Annotated in this window: 11 protein-coding genes, 4 pseudogenes and 1 riboswitch; of the genes and pseudogenes, 8 read left to right on the top strand and 7 right to left on the bottom strand. The window is 74.2% G+C overall.

Annotated features, from left to right (window positions below):
• Nucleotides 1–16: 16 nt before the first annotated feature.
• The 3 genes and pseudogenes from AC4IHM_RS31210 to AC4IHM_RS31200 all read right to left on the bottom strand — a co-directional run.
• Entirely contained in the window at nucleotides 17–1,840 is a 1,824-nt protein-coding gene (locus tag AC4IHM_RS31210; RefSeq protein WP_490870993.1) for a glycoside hydrolase family 2 protein, read from the bottom strand.
• Between the two features lie 74 nt (nucleotides 1,841–1,914).
• Nucleotides 1,915–2,268, bottom strand: a pseudogene (locus AC4IHM_RS31205) (helix-turn-helix domain-containing protein); the annotation flags it as partial.
• Between the two features lie 4 nt (nucleotides 2,269–2,272).
• Nucleotides 2,273–2,795 (bottom strand): annotated as a pseudogene (locus tag AC4IHM_RS31200) (GNAT family N-acetyltransferase); the annotation flags it as partial.
• A 290-nt stretch (nucleotides 2,796–3,085) separates the two neighbouring features.
• A riboswitch (cobalamin riboswitch) is annotated at nucleotides 3,086–3,308 on the top strand.
• A gap of 164 nt (nucleotides 3,309–3,472) precedes the next feature.
• Between AC4IHM_RS31200 and metE the strand changes: the two are divergent.
• The 5 genes from metE to AC4IHM_RS31175 all read left to right on the top strand — a co-directional run bounded on the left by metE (nucleotide 3,473) and on the right by AC4IHM_RS31175 (nucleotide 9,934).
• A complete protein-coding gene (metE, locus tag AC4IHM_RS31195) occupies nucleotides 3,473–5,785 on the top strand; it encodes a 5-methyltetrahydropteroyltriglutamate--homocysteine S-methyltransferase (protein WP_490870315.1) in 2,313 nt (770 codons plus the stop codon).
• Nucleotides 5,786–5,954: 169 nt separating this feature from the next.
• Complete coding sequence (locus tag AC4IHM_RS31190; RefSeq protein ID WP_490870314.1) at nucleotides 5,955–6,872, top strand: ABC transporter ATP-binding protein; 918 nt, start codon at nucleotides 5,955–5,957, stop codon at nucleotides 6,870–6,872.
• Nucleotides 6,869–7,666, top strand: a complete 798-nt coding sequence (locus AC4IHM_RS31185) for an ABC transporter permease (RefSeq protein WP_490870313.1) — start codon at nucleotides 6,869–6,871, stop codon at nucleotides 7,664–7,666. The genes AC4IHM_RS31190 and AC4IHM_RS31185 overlap by 4 nt, the downstream gene beginning before the upstream one ends.
• A 76-nt stretch (nucleotides 7,667–7,742) precedes the next feature.
• Nucleotides 7,743–8,474, top strand: a complete 732-nt coding sequence (locus tag AC4IHM_RS31180) for a response regulator transcription factor (protein ID WP_490870312.1) — start codon at nucleotides 7,743–7,745, stop codon at nucleotides 8,472–8,474.
• Complete coding sequence (locus AC4IHM_RS31175) at nucleotides 8,471–9,934, top strand: sensor histidine kinase (RefSeq protein WP_490870311.1); 1,464 nt, start codon at nucleotides 8,471–8,473, stop codon at nucleotides 9,932–9,934. Before AC4IHM_RS31180 ends, AC4IHM_RS31175 begins: the two co-directional genes overlap by 4 nt.
• Before the next feature lie 39 nt (nucleotides 9,935–9,973).
• On the opposite strand, the gene AC4IHM_RS31170 is transcribed toward AC4IHM_RS31175, so the two are convergent.
• A complete protein-coding gene (locus tag AC4IHM_RS31170) occupies nucleotides 9,974–10,381 on the bottom strand; it encodes a RidA family protein (RefSeq protein WP_490870310.1) in 408 nt (135 codons plus the stop codon).
• Between the two features lie 102 nt (nucleotides 10,382–10,483).
• Here AC4IHM_RS31170 and AC4IHM_RS31165 point away from each other — a divergent pair, with 102 nt between their 5' ends.
• The gene (locus tag AC4IHM_RS31165; protein WP_490870309.1) at nucleotides 10,484–10,864 is read left to right on the top strand and encodes a winged helix-turn-helix transcriptional regulator; all 381 of its coding nucleotides are present in this window, start codon (nucleotides 10,484–10,486) and stop codon (nucleotides 10,862–10,864) included.
• Nucleotides 10,865–10,878: 14 nt separating this feature from the next.
• On the opposite strand, the gene AC4IHM_RS31160 is transcribed toward AC4IHM_RS31165, so the two are convergent.
• A complete protein-coding gene (locus tag AC4IHM_RS31160; protein WP_490870308.1) occupies nucleotides 10,879–11,352 on the bottom strand; it encodes a GtrA family protein in 474 nt (157 codons plus the stop codon).
• 110 nt (nucleotides 11,353–11,462) lie between these two features.
• Nucleotides 11,463–12,018 (bottom strand): annotated as a pseudogene (locus AC4IHM_RS31155) (CGNR zinc finger domain-containing protein).
• A gap of 56 nt (nucleotides 12,019–12,074) precedes the next feature.
• Between AC4IHM_RS31155 and AC4IHM_RS31150 the strand changes: the two are divergent.
• Nucleotides 12,075–13,259 (top strand): MFS transporter, encoded by a 1,185-nt coding sequence (locus AC4IHM_RS31150; protein ID WP_490870307.1) that lies wholly within the window; start codon nucleotides 12,075–12,077, stop codon nucleotides 13,257–13,259.
• A 159-nt stretch (nucleotides 13,260–13,418) separates the two neighbouring features.
• Nucleotides 13,419–14,002: pseudogene (locus AC4IHM_RS31145) on the top strand (protein kinase family protein).
• Here the strand turns inward: AC4IHM_RS31145 and AC4IHM_RS31140 are convergent.
• Nucleotides 13,999–15,456 (bottom strand): alpha/beta hydrolase family protein, encoded by a 1,458-nt coding sequence (locus AC4IHM_RS31140; protein WP_490870306.1) that lies wholly within the window; start codon nucleotides 15,454–15,456, stop codon nucleotides 13,999–14,001. The pseudogene AC4IHM_RS31145 and the gene AC4IHM_RS31140 overlap by 4 nt on opposite strands.
• Between the last annotated feature and the right edge of the window lie 122 nt (nucleotides 15,457–15,578).

Below are 15,578 nucleotides of genomic sequence, written 5' to 3'. Positions count from 1 at the left end.
CGGCCCGCGGGTCCGGCTAGGGAGTGTCCTGCTGCTCGATCGCGGCCGGGCGCCGCTGTGCGGCGCGGACGCGCGCGATGTCGAGCTTCTCGCCGCGGTCGAAGCGGTAGATGCCGTTCTGCTCCTGGAAGACGTCGGTCAACTGGGTGTAGCAGTAGCCGAACATGGCGGGGTCGTCGAGCAGCACCGCGGTGAGGCCGCCGAACCGCTCGTGGAACTCGTCCTCGTCGTGGACGCGTTGCCCGTAGCCCCAGGAGACGGTGCGGTCCTCTCCTGAGAGGTCGGCGGCGGCCTCCAGGTCCCACCAGATGCCGCCGAACTCGCTGACGAAGTACGGCTGGCCGCGGTAGGGCAGGGAGTAGCGGGCGCCGCTCTCGTGGGCGTTGACGAAGGGGTCGTCCTTGGCGAGGCCGGACATCAACTGCCGGAAGGCGGCCGGGTCCTGCTCGTAGTGGTGGGAGTCGTAGACGTCGGTCTCGGCGACCCGGTGGGCGTAGCCGGAGGCGTCGACGACGGGCCGGGTGGTGTCCATGGCCTTGGTGGCCAGGAACATCGCCCGGGTCACGGCGTCCAGTCGGGTGATGCGGTCGTGCAGCTTCTGGTAGGTCTCGTTGAGCGGGCACCAGCCGATGATCGAGGGGTGCGAGTAGTCGCGCTCCAGCGCCTCCAGCCACTGGCCGACGTAGGAGGCGTCGGGCTGCTGGTTGTCGCCCGAGGAGCCGCCCGTCTCGCAGCCCCAGTCGCCGAACTCGCCCCAGACCAGGTAGCCGAGGCGGTCCGCGTGGTACAGGAAGCGCTCCTCGAAGACCTTCTGGTGCAGCCGGGCCCCGTTGAAGCCGGCCGCCACGGCCAGTTCGATGTCCCGCACCAGTGCCTGGTCGCTCGGCGCGGTCATCAGCCCGTCGGGGTACCAGCCCTGGTCGAGGACGAGTCGCTGGAAGAGCGGGCGCCCGTTGAGCAGGACGGCCTTGCCGCGGATGCCCACGGCGCGCAGCCCGGCGTAGCTCTCCGCGCCGTCGACGACCCGCCCCGCCGCGTCGAGGAGTTCGAGGCGCAGGTCGTACAGGTGCGGGTCCTCGGGGCTCCACTCGCGGCGCCGGTCGTCCGGCACCGGCAGGTGCAGGCGCGGGGCGAGGTCCAGGTCGGCGCGTGCCTCGGCACGGCTCACCTCGCCGGAGGCGTCGCTGAGGACGGCGCGCACCCGGTGGCCGGGCCGGTTGCCGGACAGGGGCAGTTCGAGGTGGAAGGCGGAGCCGGCCAGGTCCGGGGTGATCCGGGGGCGGCGCAGATGTGTCTCGGGGACGGGCTCCAGCCAGACGGTCTGCCAGATGCCGGTCACCCGGGTGTAGTTGCAGTCGTGGTTGGCGTAGCGGACCGCCTGCTTGCCGCGCGCCTGCGGGCCGGACTTGGGGTCGCGGGCGCGGACGGTGACGACGACCTCCCTCCCAGTCCCGGCGATGTCGCCGAGGTCGGCGGTGAAGGGGGTGAAGCCGCCGCGGTGGCGGGCGACCTCCGTGCCGTCGGCCCACACGGTGGTGTCGTGGTCGACGGCGCCGAAGTGCAGCAGCACCCGGCGTCCGGCCCAGTGCGCGGGCAGGCTGAGGGCGCGGCGGTACCAGACGGCCTCCAGGAAGTCGGTGTCGCCGATGCCGGACAGCTCGGACTCGGGCGGGAAGGGGACGAGGATCTCGTGGGCCAGTTCGCGGTCCAGCAGGCCGCGTTCGAGGCCGCTGTCCCCCCGGTCGGTCTCGAACTGCCAGGCGCCGTTCAGGTTGAGCCAGTCGCGGCGCGCGAACTGCGGTCGCGGGTACTCCGGGCGCGGTGCGCAGTGAGTGGGCAACACATGCTCCAGTCGATCGGTGGGCCGGCGCGGGGGTGCCGGGCCCGTGTGTGCGGCGGGTGGGACGGGGGTGGTCAGGCGCCGCCGAGGCCTGTGGTGGCCACGGAGTCGACGATGCGGCGCTGGAAGAGGAGGAAGACCGCGATCAGCGGCAGCGCGGCGAGCAGGGCGGAGGCCATGGACCGGGCGTACTGGATGCCGTAGGCGTCCTTCACGGTGGCCAGGCCCACCGGGAGGGTCATCAGGTCGGGGTCGGCGGCGGTGAAGGCCGCGGGCGAGGCGTAGCCGAGCCGGCCGGAGACCTCGCTGACCGACGCGGTGCGCAGCAGCGGGACGGCCGCGAGCAGGCGTGCGCGGGCCCGCCAGACGGCGGGGCTGTCCCCCGTCTGTGCGCGAAAGCGTCGGGTGAAGGCCCGTTCGCTCATGGCCGTCCTCGACCGCGTAGTGGACCGTCATGCCGTTGCGGCCGTACAGCCGCGGGGCGCCGGTGGTGTCCGCGGTGCCGACCCCGAGGCCCACGGTGTCCCGGCCCCGCGCGGCGAAGCGGGCGAAGGCGTGCCGCAGGAGGAGGCCCCCCAGACCGCGACCGCGGGCCTCGGGCAGCACACCGAGGTTGCGGATCCGGCCCATGGCCTCACGGTCGTCCCGGGCCAGCGGGAACCCGGTGTCCCCCAGGCCGTCGACGGCGGCGATCCACACCAGGGACCAGTCCAGCCGCTCGGCGCCGATGTCCTTCAGCCGGAGCGCGCAGTCGCGCGGCCCGAAGTCGAAGTGGTCCGCGAACGCCCGCCGGTGCAGCTCGTGCACCCGCGCACGGTCCGCCTCGGCGCAGGACGTGGTGGCGGCGCACGACGCTCCAGCCCCGCTCCGTCAACAGCGCGGTGCCGGTCGTGGGCCGGGAGTCGAGATGCAGGTGGACGACGGCCCGCGCCGCTCCGTTCTCCCGTGCCCCGGCCTCCATGGTGGTGACGGCGCGGGTGGCCGGGCGCGGGTCGGCGGGGGACATGAGTGAAGGGTGGGGGCGACGACGGACGACCACAACGCCCTTTCCGCCGGGCGGGGGGGCACTTGGCCACCCCCGAACGGGGACGCAGGACGGCGAACAGCGGGGCACAGGGGCGTCCGGAGGCCCGCTCCGCCGCCGGCCGACGGGAGGTGCCGCCGAGCCTGCGCACGGCCCGGGGTCCTCCCACCGCACCGTCCGCATGCCGGACACGACCGGTCGCGCCCGTGCGCGGACCCGATAGGCTGGCCGGCGCAGCTGGTTCGCCCCGTCCGCCAGGCGGGAGGCGTCGCAAGAGGGAACCCGGTGGGAATCCGGGACTGCCCCGCAGCGGTGAGTGGGAACGACCGCCGTCATACGCACTGGGTCCGGCGACAAGGACCTGGGAAGCGACGGCCAGTAGGTGTCCTTGCGAAAGGGGACGCGCCCACGAGTCCGAAGACCTGCCAACTGCCCGCGTACGACCCGCTCGTGCGCGGACATCCCGGTGACCTCGAGGGCGGGTCGGCGTACACACCAGGCGGACCGCGGCGCCGTACCGCGCCAGGTCGCACCGCCGGTGCCGTCGCCCTTCGCGCTCTCGTCCCGTCGCCGGGATCTCAGGGATTCGTCTCGCGAAGGAGATCTCCGTGACCAGTACGTCCGCGACCGCACACGCCACCGTGTACGGCTACCCCAGGCAGGGCCCGAACCGGGAGCTGAAGAAGGCGATCGAGGGCCACTGGAGGGGCCGTGTCGACGCCGACGCCCTGCACGCCACCGCCGCCGGACTGCGCCGCGCCACCTGGCGGCAGCTGACCGAGGCCGGCGTCGACGAGGTCCCCACCGGTGACTTCTCGTACTACGACCACGTACTGGACACCACCGTCATGGTCGGTGCCGTCCCCGAGCGCCACCGGGACGCCGTCGCCGCCGACGCGCTCGCCGGGTACTTCGCCATGGCGCGGGGCACCCAGGACGTGGCGCCGCTGGAGATGACGAAGTGGTTCGACACCAACTACCACTACCTGGTGCCCGAGCTGGGTCCGGACACGGTGTTCACGGCCGACTCCGCCAAGCAGGTCGGCGAGCTGCGGGAGGCCCGCGCCCTGGGCCTGGCCGCCCGCCCCGTCCTCGTCGGCCCCGTCACCTACCTGCTGCTCGCCAAGCCCGCCCCGGGCGTCGCCGCGGACTTCGAGCCGCTCACCCTCCTCGACCGCCTGCTGCCGGTGTACGCCGAGATCCTGGCCGACCTGCGCGCGGCCGGCGCCGAGTGGACGCAGCTCGACGAGCCGGCCCTCGTCCAGGACCGCACCCCGGCCGAACTGGACGCCGCCGCCCGCGCCTACGGCGTTCTGGGCGCCCTCACCGACCGGCCCCGGCTGCTGGTCGCCTCCTACTTCGACCGTCTGGGCGAGGCCCTGCCCGTGCTGGCCAAGGCGCCGGTCGAGGGTCTGGCCATGGACTTCACCGGGCCGGCCGCCGCCAACCTGGACGAACTCGCCGCCGTGGGCGGACTGCCCGGCAAGCGCCTGGTCGCCGGGGTGGTCGACGGACGCAACATCTGGGTGAACGACCTGTCCCGTTCCCTCAGTACGCTGGGCACCCTGCTGGGCCTGGCGGACCGCGTCGACGTGTCCGCCTCCTGCTCCCTGCTGCACGTCCCCCTCGACACGGCCGCGGAGCGGGACATCGAGCCGCAGGTCCTGCGCTGGCTCGCCTTCGCCCGGCAGAAGACCGCCGAGACCGTCACCCTCGCCAGGGGGCTGTCCCACGGCGCCGGCGCCGTGACCGCCGAACTCGCCGCGAACCGCGCCGACCTGGCCTCCCGCGCGGGATCGCCGATCACCCGCGACCCGGCCGTCCGGACCCGCACCGAGGCCGTCACAAAAGCGGACGCCCGCCGCTCGCGGCCCTACGCCGAGCGCGCCGCCGCACAGCGGGCCCAGCTGAATCTGCCACCGCTGCCGACCACCACCATCGGCTCCTTCCCGCAGACCGCCGAACTGCGCGGCGCCCGCGCCGACCTGCGGGCGGGACGCATCGGCACGGCCGGCTACGAGGAGCGCATCGAGGCCGAGATCGAGGAGGTCGTCTCCTTCCAGGAGAAGACCGGGATCGACGTCCTGGTGCACGGCGAGCCCGAACGCAACGACATGGTGCAGTACTTCGCCGAGCGGCTGACCGGCTTCCTCGCCACCCGGCACGGCTGGGTCCAGTCCTACGGCACCCGCTATGTGCGCCCGCCCGTCCTGGCCGGCAACGTCTCGCGCCCCGAGCCGATGACGGTGCGCTGGACGACGTACGCACAGTCCCTCACCGAGCGCCCGGTCAAGGGCATGCTCACCGGCCCGGTCACCATGCTCGCCTGGTCCTTCGTCCGCGACGACCAGCCCCTCGGCGACACCGCCCGCCAGGTCGCCCTCGCCCTGCGCGACGAGGTGGGCGACCTGGAGGCCGCCGGGACCTCGGTCATCCAGGTCGACGAGCCCGCGCTGCGCGAGACGCTGCCGCTGCGCTCCGCCGACCGCCCGGCCTATCTGGCCTGGGCCACCGAGGCGTTCCGGCTCACCACCGGCGGCGTCAGGCCGCACACGCAGATCCACACCCACATGTGCTACGCCGAGTTCGGCGACATCGTCCGGGCCATCGACGACCTCGACGCCGACGTCATCAGCCTGGAGGCCGCCCGCTCCCACATGCAGGTCGCCCGCGAACTGGCCGCCCACGGCTACCCGCGCGAGGCCGGACCGGGTGTCTACGACATCCACTCCCCCCGTGTCCCGAGCGCCGAGGAGGCCGCCGGACTGCTGCGCACCGGCCTGCGGGCGATCCCCGCGGAACGGCTGTGGGTCAACCCCGACTGCGGTCTCAAGACCCGCGCCTGGCCCGAGATCCGGGCCTCGCTGGAGAATCTGGTGGCCGCCGCCCACACGGTCCGCGGTGAGCTTCCCGGTTCCTGACCGGGGCCGGGTGCGCATCCGCGGAAGCCGCGTCCCTCGGCGTTTCCTGTGAGAGAGGCGCCGCCACGGCCCCGGCCGTGGCGGCGGTGCGCGGTGGCGGCGCCCGATTCACAGGGTTCTCCCAGAAGCTCTCAGGAACCGGTCGGCCCGGCCCGCCAGGATCCCGCCCATGACAAGGATCGACGTAATGGGCCTGACCAAGCGGTACGGGCCCGACACCGTGGTGGACGACCTCTCGTTCACCGTGGAGTCCGGGCAGGTGACCGGCTTCCTCGGCCCGAACGGCGCCGGCAAGTCCACCACCATGAGGATGATCCTGGGGCTGGCCGCTCCCACCCTGGGTTCCGTCACCATCGGCGGTCGCCGCTACGGCGACCTCCCCGTACCGCTGACGGAGGTGGGCGCGCTGCTCGACGCGGGCGCCGTCCACGGCGGCCGGAAGGCGTACGACCATCTGCTGGCCCTCGCGGTGAGCAACGGCCTGCCCCGGAGCCGGGTCGACGAGGTGCTCGCCAGGACCGGGCTGGAGGCCGTGGCCGGCAAGCGGACCGGAGGGTTCTCGCTCGGCATGCGCCAGCGGCTCGGCATCGCGGCGACGCTGCTCGGCGACCCCCGGGTGCTGATCTTCGACGAGCCGGTGAACGGGCTCGACCCCGAGGGCATCCGCTGGATCCGGGACTTCATGCGCTCCCTCGCCCGGGAGGGCCGGGCGGTGCTGGTCTCCAGCCACCTGATGAGCGAGATGGCGCGGACCGCCGACCACCTGGTCGTCATCGGCCGGGGCCGGATCATCGCCGACACCGGGGTGGACGAGTTCCTGCGCGCCAACGGGGCGTCCACCGTGCTCGTCCGCACACCCGGGGCCGGTGCCTTCGCGCCGCGCCTGACGGCCGCCGGAGCGAGCGTGCGGGAGGGTGCCGGGTCCTCGCTCGTCGTCTCCGGCATGACCGCCGAGGACATCGGCCGGCTCGCCGCCCGGCACGGCGTGGTCCTGAGCGAACTCGCCCCGCGGCGCCCCTCCTTGGAGGACGCGTTCATGGAACTGACCAAGGACAGCCTCGACTACCGCGGGAGCGCCACCGCATGAGTACGCCGACCACGCCGGGGGTGGCCTTCGCCCGCACCCTCCACGCGGAGTGGATCAAGCTTCGCAGCCTGCGTTCCACCTGGTACACGCTGGCCTGTCTCTTCCTGGTCGGGCTCGGCATCACGGCCCTGGCGACGAGCGCCGCCGGTGAGATCTACCGCACGTCGACGGCCACGGAGCGGCGGGCCTGGGATCCGACGAGCCTCAGCCTGACGACGTACATCGTCGCCCAGTTGGTCGTCGGGGTGCTGGGCATCATGGTCGTCACCTCCGAGTACGCGACCGCTCTGATGGGGACCTCACTGACCGCGACGCCCCGCCGGCACCGGCTGCTGGCGGCCAAGGTGGTGCTGGCCGCGGCCGTCGCCGTGGTGGCGGGCCAGGCGCTGATGTTCGCGTCCTTCCTGCTGGGCCAGGCCGTCCTGACCACGCAGGACGTTCCCTACGCGCGTCTGGGCGACCCCGGTGTGCTCTCCGCCGTGACGGGCGGCGGGCTCTATCTCTCGGCCATCGCGCTGCTCGCCGTCGGGCTCGGCACGATCGTGCGGGCCACGGCGGGGGCCCTGGCCACCCTGGTGGGGATCGTCTTCCTGGTGCCCTCCGTCGCCGGCCTCTTCCCCTCCTGGCTCCAGGGTGTGGTCGACATCTGGCCGAGCCGGGGCGGGTCCGCCGTCCTCGCGACGGTCCCGGACCCCGATTATCCGCACCCCTGGCTGAACCTCGGCGGGATGTGCCTCGGCGTGGCCGCCGTGCTGGTCTGCGCGTTCGTCGTCTTCCGGCGCCGCGACGTATGACGCCCGGGACGGCGCGGAGGGCGGCGGCACGAGGCGCGTACGCTCCCCGCGGGCGGGTGTTCGTATCCTGGCCGGCATGGAACGGCCGGGCCGGGCGATGACGCCCCGAGGAGACGCCGAGCGGCTGCTGGTGGTGGACGACGAGCCCACCGTGCGCGAGCTGCTCTCGGCGGCGCTGCGTTTCGCCGGGTTCCGGGTGACCTCGGCGGCGACCGGCGGCGAGGCGGTCGCCGCCGCCGTTGAGGAGCCGCCGGACCTGGTGCTGCTCGACGTCATGCTGCCGGACATGGACGGCTTCGAGGTGGTCCGGCGGCTGCGCGAGAGGCGCCCGCCCGGCCGGAGCCGGGCGGTGCCCGTCCTCTTCCTCACCGCCCGGGACCGGCAGGCGGACAAGGTCACCGGGCTCTCCCTCGGCGCCGACGACTACGTGACCAAGCCGTTCGACCTGGAGGAGCTGATCGCCCGGATCCGCGCCATCCTGCGCCGCACCACGGGCCACCCGGGCGACGTACTGACGGTGGGCACGGTGGCGCTGGACGCCGAGGGGCACCTGGTGACGCGGGCGGGGCTGCCCGTGCGCGTCTCCGCCACGGAGTTCCGGCTGCTGCGCTACCTGATGGAGAACGCCGGGCACGTGGTGTCCAAGGCGCAGATCCTGGACCGGGTGTGGCGCTACGACTTCGGCGGCGACGCCAGCATCGTCGACACCTACATCTCGTATCTGCGCCGCAAGGTCGACACCGGGGAGCCGAAGCTCATCCACACGGTGCACGGGGTGGGTTACGTGATGCGCGAGCCCCGTCGGTGAGGCGCCTGCTGCGGCGGCTCTCGTTGCGGGCCAGGCTGCTGCTGCTCACCGCCGGGCTGCTGCTGACCGGGCTGAGCCTGGTCAGCGCGGTCGTGTCCGACCAGTTGCAGCACTACCAACTCGACCGGCTGGACCGTCAGTTGCGCTCGCTCACCGCGCTCGTCGCGCGGGGTCCCGCCATCGGTCCCTCGGGCGTCGAGGCCGCCGCGGTCCGCCCCGACCTCCTCGGCCCCGGCCTCGATCTGCTGGGTGCCCCGTACCTGGTGTACCTGGACCCGGACGGCGCGGTGACCCGGCGCGTGCACACCCCCGGCCTGGACCGCTCGCACCTGCCCTCGCCCGACGGGCTGCGCACCGTACCCACCGACACGACCGCCGTCGATCTGCGGGCCGCGGACGGCTCGGAGCGCTGGCGGGCCGTCGCCCGGCCGACCGACGCGCGGGACGGGACGGTGATCGCCGCGGCGCCGCTGGCCGACGCCGACGCCACCATCGACCGGCTCCGCACCACCAGCCTGGTCAGCGGCGCGGTGCTGCTGGTCCTGCTGACGGCGGTCGGCTGGTTCGCCCTCGGGCGGGGGCTGGGGCCGCTGCGCCGGATCGAGCACACGGCGGCCGCGATCGCCGACGGCGACCTCACCCGGCGGGTCCCCGGGCTCGCTCCGCCGGGCACGGAGATCGGGCGCCTCGCCGCGTCGCTCAACACCATGCTCGGCCAGCTCGAACAGGCCTTCGCCGACCGGGCGGCGTCCGAGGCGCGGATGCGGGCCTTCGTCGCGGATGTCAGCCATGAGCTGCGCACTCCGCTCTTCGGCATCAAGGGGACGGCCGAGCTGTACCGGATGGGCGCGCTGCCCGAGCAGTCCGACGTCGACGAGGCGATGCACCGCATCCGGCGCGAGGCCACCCGGCTCACCGCCCTCACCGAGGATCTGCTGCTGCTCGCCCAGCTCGACCAGGCGCCCGAGGGCCAGCTCGACCCGGCGCCGATGGACCTGCGCACCCTCGCGGGCGACGCCCGTCACGACCTGCGGGTCCTCGACCCGTCGCGCCCGGTCGAACTCACTGGGCCGGGCGGGGCCGGTCCGCCCGCCCCCGCGCCGGTCCACGCCGACGAGGCGCGGCTGCGGCAGGTCGTCACGAATCTGGTGGGCAACGCCGCCGCCCACACGCCGCCCGGCACTCCGGTCGGGATCGGGGTGGGGACGGTGGGCGGCCGGGCCGTGCTCGAAGTCGCGGACGAGGCGCCGGGGATGACGGCCGAACAGGCGGATCGTGTCTTCGACCGCTTCTACCGGGCCGACCGCTCCCGGAGCCGGGCCGACGGCACCAATGCCGGGCTCGGTCTCGCCATCGCCCGTTCCCTCGCCCGTGCGCACGGCGGTGATGTCGAGCTGACGACCGGGGTCGGGCGGGGTGCCCGCTTCCGGCTCACGCTCCCCGTCCAGGACCAGGACTGAGCCGCCCTCGCGGGTGCGGCCGGGGCGCGCAGCGGCCGTTCAGTCGAGGACCGCGGTGGCCTCGACCTCGACCAGGTGCTCGGGCACGTCCAGTGCCGCGACGCCCAGCAGGGTGGCCGGCGCGAGCGGGGTCGCCCCCAGCGCTGCGGCGGCCCGGGAGATGCCCGCCAGCAGCAGGGGCATCTTGTCGGGGGTCCAGTCCACGACATGGACGTTCAGTTTCGCCACGTCGTCGAAGGAGGCGCCGGCCGCGGCCAGGGCGGTGCCGACGTTCAGGTAGCACCGCTCGGTCTGGGCGGCGAGATCGCCCTCGCCGACCGTGACCCCGTCGGCGTCCCGGGCGACCTGCCCGGCGACGAAGACCAGCCTCGATCCGGACGCGATCGACACCTGCCGGTAGACATCGATCTCCGGCAGCCCGCCGGGGTTCACCAGGGTGATGGCCATATGCGCTCTCCTTGCCCATGAGGTCTCTTGTGGTTACTGGGGAACCGTAGGAGAGTGACCGCTGACATGGAAGAACGCACTTTTCAGTGACTGGGGAACCCGATGGTGACCAAGGAGTTCAGCGGCTCGCCGGACGAGGCGGACCTCCGGCGCGCGGACTCGCTGGCGCGGGAGATCTTCTCCGACGTTGCCAACAAGTGGGCGCTGCTGATCATCGACGCGCTGGGCGAGCGCACGCTGCGCTTCGGCGAGTTGCGTGACGAGGTCCAGGGCATCAGCCACAAGATGCTCACGCAGAACGTGCGGATGCTGGAGCGCAACGGGCTGGTGACCCGGCGCGTGCATCCCACGGTGCCGCCGCGGGTCGAGTACTCCCTCACGGAGCCGGGGCGGGGGCTGCGGGAGACCACGGCCCGCATGTGCGACTGGACCCACAGGTACCTGGGCCACATCGAGGCCTCCCGCCGCCGCTTCGAGGTCTGAGGGCGGCGGCCGGTTCAGCTCCGTCGGGCGCGCGGTCCGCGGAAGACGGCCAGCCGCAGGACCACGAAGCGCATCACGGTGACGGCGACCGACGCGGCGGCGAGGACCGCGGTCTCGGCGGCGGGCGAGGCACCGGGCTCGGCGTGCGTGAACCACAGCACGGCGCCGGAGGTCACCAGGTAGCCCAGCACGAAGAGTCCACCGGCGCCGAGGTGGGCGCGGACCGGCCCCGCGGCGGCCCGCCGGAAGGTCAGCCGCCGGTTCGCCTCCGTGTTCAGCACGGTCAGCACCAGCAGGGAGACCAGGTTGGCGGCGGCCGGGGGCCACCACAGGCGCAACACCCAGTAGAGCAAGGCCTGTCCGACAGTCGACGCGATGCCGATGGTGACGAACCAGCCGACCTCGCGCGACCACACCGTGCGCAGCGCGGCGGGGATACGGAGCGGCTCGCGGGGCGCGGCGACCGACGCCCCCTTCGATCGAGCCACGCGTCACCCCCCACCCGGTCCGCCGGCCGGCCGGCGCCTTCTGCTCGGGCAGCCTACTACGGCCCCACGAGGGCCTTTACTCTCTCTTTACCCACGGGGAATGCCGTCCGTCAGCGCCGGCGGCGGTGCGCGGCGACGCGTTCCCGGGTCGCGCAGCGGCGCGAGCAGTAGCGGCGTTCCGGACCGCTGCCCCGGGTGATGAAGACGTTCGCACAGCCGGCCGACGCGCAGACCCGGCCGGGTGGGCACTGGTGGTCCCAGACCAGCACCGTGAGCGCCATGCAGGACGAGGCCAGGAACCACTGCGGCCAGGGCGCGTCGTCGTCGTGGTCGAGGTGCGGATGCCAGGGGGTGGCGCCCCGGTGGGACGTTCAGGCGCAGTTGTCCCGTGTGCTCGCGCAGCAGGCTGTTGAGCGCGTCGGCGGCGGTGTCGACCCGGTCCGCCGCGAAGACCTCCCGCAGCAGGGCGGCGGCCGTGCGCATCCCGGCGACATCGGCGGGTGTGAGTTCGACGGGGCCTTTCTCCCCGTAGGCGCGAAGCACGTCGGCGACCGCTCCCGGGTCGGGGCGGTCGCCGGCGAGGGCGTTGACGAGCGCGGCGGTGCGCCGGGCCGTGGTCAGCACGGAGTGCCTGGTGGACCAGTCGTCGTCGAGGCGGGAGGACATCCGGTGAATGTAACGCATATTGCGGAGTTTTGAGTTACCTCCGTAACGTCTCCCGGATGCCGAAGGGTTACTCCATACGCTCCTACCTGGCCGGAGCGGTGGCAGCGCGTGCCGGTGACGAGATGTCGGGACCGGCGCTGCTGCTGGCCGCTCTCGCCCTGACCGGCTCGGCCACGGGGGCGTCGTCGCTGCTCGCGGGCATCACGGTCTCGGCCGCGGTCGGCGGACCGGTGCTCGGGGCACTCCTCGACCGGGCTGCGCGCCCCGGCCGCCTGCTGGCCGGCGCGCTCGCCCTGTACGCGACGGGACTGGCCGTGATCCTCGCCGGGCTCGGCCGGCTGCCGCTCGGCGTCACCGTCCTGATCGCGGTGCTCACGGGGCTGCTGGGCCCGGCGCTGTCGGGCGGCTGGACCGCGCAGCTCCCCCGGGTGGCGAGGGACGGACGCCTGCCGCGGGCCAACGCGCTGGACGCGATGACCTTCGGCGTGGCGAGCCTGGCCGGACCTGCGCTCGCCGGCGGCGTCGCGGAGGCGCTGGGAGGCTCCGCAGCGGTGGTGGTCTCGGCCGCGCTGGTCGCGGTGGCGGTGCCGTGCGCGTGGCGGCTGCCCGCACGCTCCGCCCCCGGTCCGCAGGCGCGGCCGGTTCCGGTGGCCGGCGCCCTCGCCGCCGGATTCCGGGCCGTTGTCGGGCGTCCGCGACTGGCCCGCGCCACGCTGGTCTCGGTCGTCAGCTGTGCCGCGCGGGGCATGCTGACGGCCTGTGTCCCCCTGCTGGGCGCCCGGGTCCTCGGCTCGGCGGGCCGTGGCGCGCTGCTGTTCTCCTGCGCGGCCGCCTCCGCTCTCGCGGCCAACGCCGTACTCGCGCGGTTCCCGCGTTCCGTCGCCCCGGACACGATCGTCCGGGCCGGCGCCCTGGTCCAGGCCGTCGCGCCGGCGCTGGCCGCGACGGGCCGGCCGGCCGCGCTCGTCGCCGCCGCGTTCGCGCTGGGCATCGGTGAGGGCCCCCAGCTCACCGCGCTCTTCGCGGTGCGTCACCGGGAGGCTCCCGAGCACCTGCGCGGCCAGATCTTCACCACCGGGGCCAGCCTCAAGATCACCGCGTTCGCCCTCGGCGTGGCCGCCGCCGGACCGCTCGCGGCCTGGTCCCTGCCGGGCGCTCTGGCGACGGCGGCGGGCACGGGGGTCGTGGCGGCATCGGCCGGCACGCCGGTCCTCGCGAGGCTTCGAAGGGCTCGCCCGTGAGCCGTCCCCCGACATCGGCGGCACCGGCACCACTCCCCCGGCACCCGCGCGGGCCCCGGCGGCGGGAAAGCGTTTGACGGCCCTCCGCGTCGAAGAACCGGATGAGGTCCATGGGTTCAAGGGCGGACGCATCCGGACCCCTGTCCCCTCGACGACCGGCTGGTCGACGGCTGGTCGACGGGCAGTTCCCCCGGTGGGCGGGGCTGCCCGCCGAGGGCTTTCCGTGGCCCTGGTCGGTGTACCGGTGGCCGCCCGGGGAGATCCCCGAGGCCGGAGCGCTGAGCCATCCCGTGCCGCCGGCCCGGGATCCGGCCGGATTCGTGGCGGCGATGCGGAGCGTCACCCTGCCGGGCGCGCCGGCGGCCCACCGGGGCGGCCCGCTCGCCTCGCTGGACGGGGCGACCCGGGCCGCGCTCGACGAACTGCGCGGCCTGCCCGGGGAAGGCGTCGACTGCGGCGCCCCGGCCGCGGTGATCGACTTCGGGTGCGTGGGGGGCGGGCGACCCGGCCTGCGGCCTCTTCCCAGCGTGGAACCTGCTGCCTGCCGGCGCCGGGGGGTGTTCCGCGAGGCACTCGGCGTGGACGACGCGACCTGGCGGCGCGGCCGGGGCCGGCCCCTCTCGCAAGCACTGATCGCGCCGCCGTACCACCACGAGACCAACCCCGCGATGGCCGGCAACGCCCGCCACGTGATCCGGACGGTACTGACCGAGACCGGCCTCCCGGGCGCGATCCGCCCCTAGGGCGCGATCCCGACGCCGTCGATCCTGCTCCACGCCCGCTCCCGAGCGGCGGTCATGGCGGGCCAGCCGAGCCCGCCGGGCCGGGGCCGCACCCGCGAGGCGTACGGCGCGGGGTGGAAGCCGGGGTCGTAGAAGCAGCCGCTGCCGTAGGTCGCGTCGAAGGCGCCGCAGGAGGCCGCGAGGGAGCGCGCGGTCGGCCGGTGTCCCGTGCGCACCCAGGTGTCCAGCGCGGAGATGGAGTTGGCGTACTCGGAATCGCTCAGCGCGCTGTGCTCGGACTCCCTGGTGAAGGTCTGGACGAGGTTGCCGCCCCGGCCGGCGCCGCGGACAGTGGCGCGGTAGGCCGACTCGTGCTCCACGAAGGCCGTCGGGTCGTCGATGGCGTGCAGGGTGAGGACCGGGAGGGAGACGCGGCCGGTGAGGTCGCTGTCGTAGGAGAGGTCCCGGCGTGCGGCGGGGTCGGCCGAGAAGCGTTCCACCCCCGCGTTGAGCGCCTTGTCGTCGTGTGAACCCGAGTACCGCACCCCCTGGTTGCTCCACGGGTTGTGCCCGCCGAGCCGGTTCGCCACGATGTCCCGGAACGTGAAGGTGGCGAACCGCAGATGGGATTCGAGGCTGCGCTCCGGGATGCCCGTGACGGCGAGGATGTCGTCGAGGTTGCGCTGCTGGGTCGGGGTCCGTTCCACCGGGGCGGAGGTGAGGCCCGTGCACTCCTGGAGGCGGGCGCGCAGCCCGGCGGTCGTCATCGTGGAGCCGGGGCGCAGCCCTTGCCACAGCGGGTACTGCGGCTCGGCCGGGCGGGGGTGGTTGCGGCAGTAGTACTGGTAGACCACTCGCAGGTCCACGCGGTAGTCGTAGCCGCGCGAGCCGCCGCCGAGGACGCCGCTGGTCAGCAGCACCCCGTCGTAGCGGCCCGGCCGGGTGCCGTAGGTCTCCGCGGCCTTGGCGGCGACGTTGCCGCCCCAGGACTGGCCGTGCAGATAGGTGCGGGCCGGCCGGCCGAACCGGTCGACGAACAGGCGGCGTACGTTCTCGGTGTCGGCGGCCGCCATGCGGGCCCCGTAGCCACCGCGCCGGTAGGAGGAGCCGGCCCACGCGTACCCCTGGTCGACCATCACCGCCCAGCGCTCCAGGTCGTCGGTGCTGCGGGCCGGGTCGGGGGTGTCGCCGAGGTCGGGGCCGCCGTGGGCGTGCACGACCAGGGACCCGTTCCAGTGGACCGGCACGGCCAGCGTGTAGGGGGCTCCGTTGGTGTCCTGGCCGGTGTAACACGTCGCCCGGCCGGTCAGGTTGGGCGGGCAGTCGGCGGGCACGGGCTCTGCCGCCGCCTGCGCGGGGGCTCCGGAGACGGTGCCGAGGAACACGGCGGCGAGGGCGGCGGCCACCGCGGCCGGGCGGCGCCGGCGGCGGCAGGTGTCCCCGGTGGCCCGCGGGGGTGCGTCGGGTGTGGTCAAGGTGCGGCTCCTGTACGTGCTCTGCGCGAAGTTGCGCTGCGAGCGGGGATGTTAGGAATCCCTCGACGCCGGGGCCACCCCTTGGATCATTGCGTTCATACTGTTCGGCAGCCGCCCTCGGC

The organism is Streptomyces sp. SL06, assembly GCF_058244745.1.
The sequence above is the reverse complement of the archived record's forward strand: the minus strand, read 5'-3'. Positions and strand labels throughout refer to the sequence as shown.

What these genes read in the sequence shown, in the direction of transcription:
- AC4IHM_RS31190 (WP_490870314.1), top strand. Translation starts at nt 5,955, where the DNA reads ATGACAAGGATCGACGTAATGGGCCTGACCAAGCGGTACGGGCCCGAC.
- AC4IHM_RS31185 (WP_490870313.1), top strand. Translation starts at nt 6,869, where the DNA reads ATGAGTACGCCGACCACGCCGGGGGTGGCCTTCGCCCGCACCCTCCAC.
- AC4IHM_RS31180 (WP_490870312.1), top strand. Translation starts at nt 7,743, where the DNA reads ATGGAACGGCCGGGCCGGGCGATGACGCCCCGAGGAGACGCCGAGCGG.
- AC4IHM_RS31170 (WP_490870310.1), bottom strand. Translation starts at nt 10,381, where the DNA reads ATGGCCATCACCCTGGTGAACCCCGGCGGGCTGCCGGAGATCGATGTC.
- AC4IHM_RS31165 (WP_490870309.1), top strand. Translation starts at nt 10,484, where the DNA reads ATGGTGACCAAGGAGTTCAGCGGCTCGCCGGACGAGGCGGACCTCCGG.
- AC4IHM_RS31150 (WP_490870307.1), top strand. Translation starts at nt 12,075, where the DNA reads ATGCCGAAGGGTTACTCCATACGCTCCTACCTGGCCGGAGCGGTGGCA.